Origin of the sequence: Candidatus Planktophila sp. (assembly GCF_040402315.1) — a bacterium.
In the GTDB taxonomy this organism is placed as follows: domain Bacteria; phylum Actinomycetota; class Actinomycetes; order Nanopelagicales; family Nanopelagicaceae; genus Planktophila.
This window is the reverse complement of record NZ_JBBAMU010000032.1, coordinates 1-9,636: the sequence shown is the minus strand read 5'-3', so window position 1 is coordinate 9,636 and position 9,636 is coordinate 1. Positions and strand designations below refer to the sequence as shown.

The 9,636-nt window shown below is 48.1% G+C and carries 11 protein-coding genes; 5 read left to right on the top strand and 6 right to left on the bottom strand.

The features are described from left to right. Positions 1-46: 46 nt before the first annotated feature. The 3 genes from mutM to AC9UEP_RS05205 all read right to left on the bottom strand — a co-directional run bounded on the left by mutM (position 47) and on the right by AC9UEP_RS05205 (position 3,869). The gene (mutM, locus tag AC9UEP_RS05215; protein ID WP_509544715.1) at positions 47-892 is read right to left on the bottom strand and encodes a bifunctional DNA-formamidopyrimidine glycosylase/DNA-(apurinic or apyrimidinic site) lyase; all 846 of its coding nucleotides are present in this window, start codon (positions 890-892) and stop codon (positions 47-49) included. 26 nt (positions 893-918) lie between these two features. Beyond that, positions 919-1,749, bottom strand: coding sequence for a cytochrome b5 domain-containing protein (locus AC9UEP_RS05210; RefSeq protein WP_509544712.1), 831 nt, complete (start codon positions 1,747-1,749; stop codon positions 919-921). A 134-nt stretch (positions 1,750-1,883) separates the two neighbouring features. Beyond that, the gene (locus tag AC9UEP_RS05205) at positions 1,884-3,869 is read right to left on the bottom strand and encodes a bifunctional metallophosphatase/5'-nucleotidase (RefSeq protein WP_509544710.1); all 1,986 of its coding nucleotides are present in this window, start codon (positions 3,867-3,869) and stop codon (positions 1,884-1,886) included. A gap of 266 nt (positions 3,870-4,135) precedes the next feature. Between AC9UEP_RS05205 and AC9UEP_RS05200 the strand changes: the two genes are divergently transcribed. Beyond that, positions 4,136-4,687 carry a fasciclin domain-containing protein gene (locus AC9UEP_RS05200; protein ID WP_509544707.1) on the top strand — a complete coding sequence of 184 codons (552 nt, stop codon included), beginning with the start codon at positions 4,136-4,138 and terminating at the stop codon, positions 4,685-4,687. A gap of 90 nt (positions 4,688-4,777) precedes the next feature. Next, complete coding sequence (locus AC9UEP_RS05195) at positions 4,778-5,908, top strand: PQQ-dependent sugar dehydrogenase (RefSeq protein WP_509544704.1); 1,131 nt, start codon at positions 4,778-4,780, stop codon at positions 5,906-5,908. An 11-nt stretch (positions 5,909-5,919) separates the two neighbouring features. On the opposite strand, the gene AC9UEP_RS05190 is transcribed toward AC9UEP_RS05195, so the two are convergent. After that, positions 5,920-6,048 carry a hypothetical protein gene (locus AC9UEP_RS05190; RefSeq protein ID WP_509544702.1) on the bottom strand — a complete coding sequence of 43 codons (129 nt, stop codon included), beginning with the start codon at positions 6,046-6,048 and terminating at the stop codon, positions 5,920-5,922. A 106-nt stretch (positions 6,049-6,154) separates the two neighbouring features. Here AC9UEP_RS05190 and AC9UEP_RS05185 point away from each other — a divergent pair, with 106 nt between their 5' ends. Together AC9UEP_RS05185 and AC9UEP_RS05180 are read left to right on the top strand one after the other, a co-directional pair. Continuing rightward, entirely contained in the window at positions 6,155-6,862 is a 708-nt protein-coding gene (locus AC9UEP_RS05185) for an FAD-binding domain-containing protein (RefSeq protein WP_509544699.1), read from the top strand. Beyond that, positions 6,780-7,340 (top strand): hypothetical protein, encoded by a 561-nt coding sequence (locus AC9UEP_RS05180; RefSeq protein ID WP_509544717.1) that lies wholly within the window; start codon positions 6,780-6,782, stop codon positions 7,338-7,340. The genes AC9UEP_RS05185 and AC9UEP_RS05180 overlap by 83 nt, the downstream gene beginning before the upstream one ends. A 5-nt stretch (positions 7,341-7,345) precedes the next feature. Here the strand turns inward: AC9UEP_RS05180 and AC9UEP_RS05175 are convergent, their stop codons facing one another. Continuing rightward, entirely contained in the window at positions 7,346-8,368 is a 1,023-nt protein-coding gene (locus AC9UEP_RS05175) for a methionine synthase (RefSeq protein WP_509544696.1), read from the bottom strand. Positions 8,369-8,446: 78 nt separating this feature from the next. On the opposite strand from AC9UEP_RS05175, the gene AC9UEP_RS05170 reads away from it, so the two are divergent. Further along, complete coding sequence (locus AC9UEP_RS05170) at positions 8,447-8,887, top strand: DUF4864 domain-containing protein (RefSeq protein WP_509544694.1); 441 nt, start codon at positions 8,447-8,449, stop codon at positions 8,885-8,887. Between the two features lie 39 nt (positions 8,888-8,926). Here the strand turns inward: AC9UEP_RS05170 and AC9UEP_RS05165 are convergent, their stop codons facing one another. After that, positions 8,927-9,484 carry a hypothetical protein gene (locus tag AC9UEP_RS05165; RefSeq protein WP_509544692.1) on the bottom strand — a complete coding sequence of 186 codons (558 nt, stop codon included), beginning with the start codon at positions 9,482-9,484 and terminating at the stop codon, positions 8,927-8,929. Between the last annotated feature and the right edge of the window lie 152 nt (positions 9,485-9,636).

Here is a 9,636-nt window from a genome sequence, read left to right as displayed (position 1 = left end):
TCACGACCGAGCCCACCCGCAATATTAATTTACCCATAACGCATAATCACCGCCCATCTCTCCTTACCTGACACTTCGGACAAAAATGTGATGACCTGTTACCAAAGGCAATCCTTCTAATCCCCCGACAACACCGTGGACATGGCTCCCCTTCTTGGCCGTAGGCAGCTAAAGATGTTTCAAAGAATCCGCTCTCGCCATTGACGTTGATATACATGGCATCAAATGAAGTGCCCCCTACTTCAACAGCCTCTGCCATCACTTGCACAGCAGCATCTACAAGTGAGCCAATCTTCTTCACACTTAAATCACATGCGGGGATCTCTGGGTGAATCTTTGCTCGCCATAAGGATTCATCGGCATAGATATTGCCCACCCCACTCATAATCTCTTGATTCAGGATCACACTCTTAATCGCTGCTTTGCGAGCTTTCATTCTGGCTATGACCACATTGCGATCAAAGGCGGCATCAAAGGGATCTAGTGCGATGTGGCGGGCAGATTGTGGGATGCCATCGGTTAACTGCTCTACCGATAACCAACCAAAGGTGCGCTGATCACTAAAGAGCAGCTCCTGCTTTTTGAAACCTTTACTTAACTCAAAGTGCGCCCGCACATGGCCTGGCGCTGGGCGATCTTTACGTGCTACTAGAAACTGACCCGACATTCCTAAGTGGGCAACCAGTGCGAGCTCGCGATCGAGTTCAAACCATAAGAACTTTCCGCGGCGATTAATGCCCTTAATCTGCGCCCCGACAACAGCAGTAAGTGGTTGCAGCGATGCTGGCTTTACTACTCGGGGATGAAGGCCGGTGGCGCTTTTGAATCGGTAGCCGATCAGAAAATGAGCCAATCCCTTGCGTACTGTTTCGACCTCGGGTAGCTCTGGCATGTGGGTAATCCAATTACAGAACGAGCTTACTTCTCTAGTGGGCCGAGTAAATAACCTGCAAGTGTTGATTTAGGACTACTTTGGCCACCGTGGCGAGCATTAAAGGATGAACTTCCATCAGTGCCACATAGACCAACGATTGCACCAGATCCACCTGGGTGGGAATTAATCCATTTAGTTAAGTCATAGACAGAGTCATCGATAACAGACCAGCAGTTGCTGGCAGAGTTATTGGCACGTACTTGTGTCATGGTGTATCCGGTCTTTGTTGGTGCTGGAGTTGATGTTGCAGCTGCACTTGGTGTCGGTGTTGGTGTTGGTGTTGTCGCAGGAGCCGGAGTTACCGAAGGTGTTGGTTTAGCCCCACGTAATACTTCACCAGGTATCTCTTTTACTCCCACAGATAGAATGATGGAAGCTTTTCTTTTGGCGCTCACTAGAAAGCTATATTCACCAGCTTCTGCTACTGCCTGATATCTGGCAAGGTAGAGATAATTAACTCCACTGTAGGGGAACTTTGTCCGCTCGGTGAACTTGATTGTGAGCGATGTTCCTTTGGGACTAGTCATCACAAGAGTAGGTAGTTGAGTTGGGCGAAGAGTGTTCTCTGGTTTCTTATCAACAATGAGATATTCAACGCTTAGGCCATCTCCTTGGGCAAAAGCTGCCCGAAAGCCTTTCTTCTCTCCTGCCTTGGTGAAGGCTGCGCGCACTGCAAAAGAGACTGTGCCATCAACTAGGAGTGGACCTTTGGCAGCGGTGGTATCTGTTTTAAGTAAATCAACGGGTTGATGCGCATTGGCGGGCGCACTTGCCATGAAGGCAATTACTAGCACTGTGGTGAGTAGCTTGCGCATGGGAAGACGATACCTGAAGATTTTCACCTTTACTGGTTCGAATTATTGACTCTGCCAGTGGAGCGTAAAAAATCCCCACTCACTCTGTGGCCTGATTGCACCAAGAATGAGCGGGGATTTTCTACTGCTTTAGATTATGGCAACCAGGTAAAGCGACCTTCTCCGGTTGTCTTGTTATAACGAGCATCACTTGCTGGTATCTCTGGCAACCCTGCGCTGTTCTTAGCAAAGCTTAAGAGATAGTCATAGAGTGCCTGCTCATAGGAGATTCCGAATCCGACCTTGGTCAATTTCTGGAATGTTGGATAGTTATCGCCACCATCGGCAGTGAACTGATTGGTGACAATTGTGACCGCCGGCGCACCCGCAACAACTGCTCCATCTTTCACAAGGGCGCGGCCATCACTGAGTGTGATCTCCTTTACTCGCTTGCCGGGTGTAGTAATTGTTCCGGCATATGCATCTCCGGTTGGAGTCGAGATCACAGTTGCACTCTCAGTTCTTGAGCACGATACCTTCATTCCACTAAATTGAAGGAACTGTCCGCCACCTGAGGTGCTGACCGAACATGATCTTTCGAATATCTCTTTCATATCTGTTGCGCTGACATTTGTCACCGCGACCAGGCGATTATCGAATGGAAGTAGATCAAAGGTATTGCCTCGGTTAATTGCCCCGACTACACCTGTCGTAGGCAGTGTGGTTCCACCACCTTGTCTGATTCCGCCACCATTTTGCACAGCAACAAGTGGATTGGCAGTTCCGGCAGCAGGCAAACCAGCCGCCGCAGCTCTACTTGAGTAAGCCTGCACAAATGAATCAGTAACTAGATTGCCACCATTGGTCTCGGCAGTTCTGACACCCAGAACAGTTGCACTGCCACGATCTGTGGCCAGAACAATCTGACTTGAGGCAATTGACTTAGCGAATCCGGTTAGGCAGGTGTTGAGTGGCTTTTCAACTGCTTCCACGATGCGCTTATCTGGAGCGACTGCATCAGTCACGCCAAGTGCGCCCGCAACCGATGAATAAGGGATAACTCTTCGTGGATATGAAGTGGTCTTGTTATATGAGGACAGCTTGCCATCGGCATCGAATGAGATATCAAAGCGACCGAGGTAGTTGTAGTTGCCCTTGGTGGTGATAAGTGGAACATCGACACCATTAGCATCCTTAACCATCTCTGGGTACTTACCAACAGGCTTACCTTCACCTGGAATGAGCTGGATACTCTCAGCAACATCTGGGCTGGTGAGAAGGTCATCGCCACCGCCGGCGACCGCAACATCTACATTCTTTAGTAGCGCTACTAGCTCCTTGTCGTAGGCAACACCCTGCAGATGGCTCACAAAGATAATCTTGTTGACACCCTGTGCTTCTAGCGCCGCTACCTGCTTGTTTAGTAGTGCCGCTGTGGCTGGAATGTCTATCGTTGTGACTTTAGTTGTTCCTGGTGAGGAGATTGTGCGAAGAGTTGGAGTCACCGCGCTTACTACTCCAAAGATGGCTCCAGTTGCGTAATCCTTGTGCACATACGACTGTCCAACTTTCTTGCCAACGTGCCGTGCCCGAATAATTTGCCCTGACTTTGAGGTCATGGGTGAAAGATCAGCGCTCTTAGAAAAATCTAAGTTACCGGAAAGGAACTGGTAGCGAAGTTTTTGGGTGAAGGAATTGATATAACGGTTAAGAAATCCGGTTCCGTAATCAAATTCATGATTTCCCAAGATGTGCGCGTCATACGGCATCATTGATTGTGCCAGTCCGTCATAAACAGGGATAGTTGAAGCACTGTTTGCCGGATCTGAACAAATTAGATTTTTACTAGCAAGAAAAGAGTCTCCGGCATAGAGTGAGACCACGGCGTTGCCTCTATTCTTGGCTGAGCTAATTTCGCGTTTCATCACAGTTGAAAATGCGGCAGCACTTCCGTAAATCAATTTACCTTGGGGCAGTGTGTATGACTGCTCGGGTAGGAGTGCGGACTCACCATCATTATTATGTAAAATAGTCAGAGTCACAGGGCTTCCGGTATCTGTAAACGTGCTTGCATCTGCAAGTGACATCGGAGCAACTAGTGCAGTCACTGCTAATGCCGCAATGGCATTCTTGATTTTCAAAGTATCCTCCATGAGATTTAAGTGGGTTTTTAGCAAGTGAGAGGCTAACTTTCAAGCATGATTGCTTTCCGATGACTTTGGTGAACAGAATTTGAACTCTTAGTGACGAATGAGGTTAAATCATGGCCACCCCCAGCCTGTGAAACCTCTGCGAATCACTCACGCTCCTCTCATTTACGGGGTGCCCACCCCTATTTCGAGTTGCTGGGCCTTGCCCCTGAACTTACGCTTTTGCTGGAAAGTTCACCCAATTAAAGGAGATAGGTATGAAGGTTTTGCGCAAAGGTGCATTCGCAGCAATAGCCGTAGTTGCGGCGCTGACTCTCTCAGCATGCGGAGGCGACTCAGAAGAGACAATGGATGTAGCAACTGAAGAAACGACAGCCGGAACAATTGTTGATGTTGCAAGTGGAGCTGGTAATTTCTCAACGCTCGTGGCAGCTCTAACAGCAGCAGATTTAATTGAAACACTAAGCGGTGAAGGTCCGTTTACCGTATTTGCACCAACAGATGAAGCATTTGCTGCTCTTCCAGCAGGAGTCCTAGATGGATTGCTACTTCCTGAGAACAAGGACCTTCTGATACAGATCCTCACCTACCACGTTGTATCGGGCATGGTGATGGCCGCTGATGTCACAGATGGTGATGTGGCAACCGTAGAAGGCTCCACAATCATGCTAGGAACAATGGGTGGCGTCACCGTCAATGGTGCCAATGTAGTGACAGCAGATGTTGCCGCATCAAATGGCGTAATCCACGCTATCGATGCAGTGATCCTTCCACCAGGAGTAGATGTTGCTCCACTGATTAAGAAGTAATTCTCTGGACAGTTTGAAGTTTTCCCCGAGTGAAGGGCCACCTCAGAAAATGAGGTGGTCATTTACTTTCTATCAGAATAGGGTTTTCACGTGTGTGCACGGATTCTGTTAGTCATTGCCCTGGTGGTAACAAGTGCGCCAGCAAGTAGCGCTGTTGAATTAAGCGATGGCTCAGTCTCACTTAAGTTCTCCTCAGCATCTATCGCCAGGGCAGTAACTGAGGGTGGAAATACGCGGGGTCCGGCACTTGCCGTGCTGGGCGATGACACGATTTTACTTGGCGGCGGACGAAGTGGCGGGGAGATCCTGACCTGGAATAAGGCGAAGAGCGCGCTGCGTACTTTAGGAAAGTTTATTCCGGCAAATCGCAGAGAAAATGATTCGCGCTTTGCCATTAATGACATCGCCGTTTTATCTGAGAGCGCTGCATCTGCCAGGTTATTGATTTCTTATCCCCGATTAGGTGCCTCGGGCTCCTGTGTTGAGATTACCATAGATGAGCTTGACTATGATCGTAAAAGACAGCGAATTAAATTTGTATCGAACTGGTTTATCACAAAACCCTGTGTTCCAATCTCGGCGGTGCAACAAACAGCAGGGCGATTTGCCGTTATTGATCAAAATTCTGTCTATGTAACTATCGGTGACTTGGGATATAGCGAGATTGATAATCGCAGCAAGCGTGGTGATTTAGGTTCGATTTTTAAGTTAAGTGCAAAATCGGCGGAGCGAATCTCACAGGGCCATCGCAATCCACAAGGCATAGTCTTATTTGATAATGAGACGTTAATGGCGGCAGAACATGGACCACGCGGTGGCGATGAGATAAATGTGATTAAAGCAGGTGGTGATTACGGGTGGCCATTTGTTTCTTACGGGCAACCATACGGATCTGGAGATTATGTGCGACCGGGTATAACCGGCAGCCATCCTGGTTACATCCAGCCGATCAAATACTGGGTGCCATCGATTGCACCGACTGAATTAGTGCAGTTACCGATACAAGGTTGGGGCGACTGGGGCCGCTCACTTGTCTTGGGTACTTTGAAAGCAGAGGTACTTGTCTTTCTGAAGATCAATGAGAACTTTGAAGTAGGGCAAAGCGTGCAGGTTGCGATGGGTGATCGCATCCGCGACCTTGAGCTCTTAAGTAATGGCGCCCTCCTTGCCACAACTGATGCCGGCAAGTTAATTACAGTGGTTAACTCATGGCCAAAGTAATTTTGGGGTCTTTAGCGCTGAGACATCACACTTAAAACAACCACGATATTGGCACCGACCGCTGTTACTAAAAGTGGGGTCCAACCAAATAGCTGGTAGGCGGTGATTTTCTTACGTTTTGGCTTTGTCGCTGTGCTCATAGTTGAAATTTATCAGAATTTGCACTTTTTGCGAGGTGACTTTGGTGGTGCCCAGATAGCTCTTATTGGTTAGCCTTCGAGCCTTAACTTAAATGATTGGTTTGCTATGAGAAGAATTGATATTTTAGCTGATGCTTCGAGCATCCTGGAAAAAGAATTTGTCGGTTTGCACTCAGGTGGTGGGCGCAGCTCGATTGCAGGTGGACAGAGTGCTGGCGATTTAGCTCTGAAGAGTTTGGATATCTCTGGCTATGCCAAGAACCGTTCCCAAGTACTGCCTACTGATGCGCGTGGAGCCTCGGTCTTATCGCCATATATCCGTCATAACATTTTGCCGCTGCAGCGAGTATGGGATCACGTGGCGAAGGCACCTTTTGGCGACCGGGAGAAGTTTCGGGATGAATTGTTATGGCAAGAGTATGCCCGCCATTTATATGCCCGCATCGGCACTCGACTATTTAATAATTTACGTTTTGAACAGAGCTGGGATAGCCCAGGTGATGGGTGGCCAAAGGGTATGGCCTGTGTCGATTTTGCTACTACTGAATTAGAAGAAGATGGCTGGTTAGTGAATCAAAGCCGGATGTGGTTGGCATCGCACTGGACTGTGCGAAATGAGTTTGGTTGGTTGCATGGTCAAGAGCAGATGTATAAGCACCTCATTGATGGATCACGCGCTGCTAACTTATTGGGATGGCAATGGACAGTGGGAGCAGGAACCGGAAAACCATATGGTTTTGCGCGTTGGCAGGTGCAAAAGCGAGCATCACAATTATGTATGGGGTGCGCGCTGGAAAAAAAATTGTCCGATTGAAGATTTCCCGGAAGAAATTGCCTTAGACCAAGCGCCTTATGAAGCTTTATTAGTTGCAGATCCTGATCTGCAGGCGACCATTGGTCCTATCGTGGCTCAGAAAAATAGCGAACCAGATGTAGTCCTCCTTACTGTTGACTCGCTAGGAGATAGCGATCCGGCGCTAGTTGCCCACCCAGATTTACCAGTTTCTTTTGTATTTAACGAAAGTGCCCTTAAAAAATTACAACTCTCCGCAAAGCGAATCTATTTCTACCTGGAAACTTTGCAGGATTTAGCCCAGCGCCGGCAGTTAACGGTCTACCTCGGTGATCCATATGAATTCACCGAACAAAACCCAGTGGCACTTACTTATGCACCCGTGCCGAGTTTTGCTAAATTTAAGAATGTGGCAGAGCTTCATCCTTATCCGTGGCTTCGCACACCTCACGCCCAATCAATTCGATCATTTAGCGCCTGGCGCGGCAAATCTGCCTAAGTAACTTACCGACCCAACTCCTTATTGATCAGAGCTGTGCCTGCAGCTAACGCTTGTAATTTGCCATTGGCCACATCTCTTGCAAGTGGGACCATTCCGCAATTTGTACACGCTAACAAATTCTCGGCATCCACATACTTAAGTGCCCCACGCAAGACCTTTGCCACATCTTCGGCACTTTCTACCGTGTTGCTGGCAACATCGATGGCACCGACCATAATTTCCTTGCCACGCAATACCTCTATTAACTCCATCGGCACTTTCGAGTTTTGACACTCCAGGCTGACTTGGTCAATCGCGCTCTGGGCCAGCATGGGGAAGATCTTCTCGTATTGACGCCACTCATCACCAAGGGTCTTCTTCCACTTGATATTGGCTTCTATCCCATAGCCATAACAAATATGCACTGCCGTTTTACTGCTCAGTCCAGCTGCTGCCCGCTCAAGTGCTGCCACACCCCAATTGTGAACATCATCAAAGAAGACGTTGAAAGCAGGTTCATCAAATTGAATGATGTCGATTCCAGCAGCAACTAGCTCTTTTGCCTCAGCATTTAGAATCTGCGCAAAGGCGAATGCTAATTTCTCTCGGCTTCCATAGTGTTGATCAAAGAGGGTGTCGATAATCGTCATCGGTCCAGGCAAGGTGAACTTCAGGGTCTTATCGGTAAGCGTGCGCAAGAACTTAGCGTCCTCAACAAAGACGGAGCGCTCTCGGTGAATTTGATCGACAACCACTGGCACAAGTGCGTCATAGCGATCTCTAATACGCATAGTTTTCTTATTTTTAAAATCAATACCACTTTGATTTTCCACAAATGTAGTCACAAAGTGTTGGCGGCTCTGTTCGCCATCGCCAATGACATCGATGCCTGCGCGTAATTGGTTTGCCACAGCGATAGTCATCGCATCATTTTTGGCTTCCCGAAGCTCTTCTCCCTCTAATCTCCAGGGCGCCCACAATTGCTCAGATTCAGCTAGCCAATGAGGCTTGGGTAAACTTCCAGCAATCGCGCTCTTGATTTTCATGGCGCGAGTATATGTTCAGCAGTGAATCTATGTTGATTCTGGCAGGACAACCCACTGGGGTGTAATTACACTCCTGGAGTGAAAGCTTTTGTCGCGATCTCTCTCTTTGCCGCACTGCTCACTGGCTGCGCACAGCAGGCTGCTTTTGAGAAGCTGGCAGATGGCACTTGCACGGGTGCGCAAGCCGAGTTAGTTGATCAGCACATCTCAGGTCAGATAGATGCTTTAGCCAAGCGGGATTGGGGGACGGCCTACTCATTTGCCTCTGATAATTTCCAGGAGCGGATTGGAGTTGATCAGTTCATCGAGATCATCGATTCACAGTATGCGATGCTGATTAATAATCAGGGATATCAATTTAATCAGTGCACCATTGCCGCCGGCATGATTATGCAAGAGGTTGGCGTAAGAGGCGAGGAAGAGGTTTTTAACCTCACCTACAGACTCTCAGTTAATGGATCAACCCTTGGGGTGGAAGCAGCAGTGATAAATGGGGTTGACGATCAACTAAATGCGTGAAGTCGCACCTAGAGCTAATCACCATCCTGGGGTGTGGCTCTATGCCTTACGCGGTTTTCTAATTTTCCGAAGAAGTTGCTGGCGCACTCCCATCCACCCGCACAGAGTGCATTTAACTTCTGCCCCATTTATCTCTACTGATCGACTGATGGGTGTGTATAGCTCGGAATTCTCCTGGGTTAAGGATTCAGCCCGCAGAATCAGTTTCATGCCTCCCCCAGTTTTACAATCTGGACACCGCATAAAACTACTGATGTGAATTGGTCTTTTTAAAATTTCTTTATTTGTCGTCGACAATACCTGGAAATCTGCCTCGGCAAGATCTCGCAGAATGTATTCAATCACCCGCGGTAGACCAAAAGTGGAGACCTTCTCCCACTTCACCATTCGTTTGCGGCGAGAAGGAAAAAAATATCGCGCTCCTTTTGCGTTAAGCCTGAGAACAAGTTTCTCTTGAAAATACAGCTCGTAGATCGTGCCAGACCGATTCTCTACTGCATTGAGTGTGGCTAGTGGAAATCTTCGCAGAATTGATTGGGCCACAGACTCCTGAGTTGATTGTATTTTGCCGTCAAAAGACGATTCTTCATCACTCATGGGAAACAATCTTTGACATTAAGTGTGCAAGTGCTGAGACGGTAATTACGTCAGCACTTACGCTCTCGGCCCAATGTCTATCCCGCCTACCGACAAAGCCCAATAATTTGGAGCTATCTGCAGGGATTACTTTCGCTAATTCTTTAAAGGTC

Coding starts and splice junctions, on each gene's coding strand:
- AC9UEP_RS05200 (WP_509544707.1), top strand. CDS start 4,136: ATGAAGGTTTTGCGCAAAGGTGCATTCGCAGCAATAGCCGTAGTTGCG.
- mutM (WP_509544715.1), bottom strand. CDS start 892: ATGCCAGAGCTACCCGAGGTCGAAACAGTACGCAAGGGATTGGCTCAT.
- AC9UEP_RS05185 (WP_509544699.1), top strand. CDS start 6,155: ATGAGAAGAATTGATATTTTAGCTGATGCTTCGAGCATCCTGGAAAAA.
- AC9UEP_RS05180 (WP_509544717.1), top strand. CDS start 6,780: ATGGTTTTGCGCGTTGGCAGGTGCAAAAGCGAGCATCACAATTATGTA.
- AC9UEP_RS05190 (WP_509544702.1), bottom strand. CDS start 6,048: ATGAGCACAGCGACAAAGCCAAAACGTAAGAAAATCACCGCCTACCAG.
- AC9UEP_RS05165 (WP_509544692.1), bottom strand. CDS start 9,484: ATGAGTGATGAAGAATCGTCTTTTGACGGCAAAATACAATCAACTCAG.
- AC9UEP_RS05175 (WP_509544696.1), bottom strand. CDS start 8,368: ATGAAAATCAAGAGCGCGATTGCTGGAAGTTTACCCAAGCCTCATTGG.
- AC9UEP_RS05210 (WP_509544712.1), bottom strand. CDS start 1,749: ATGCGCAAGCTACTCACCACAGTGCTAGTAATTGCCTTCATGGCAAGT.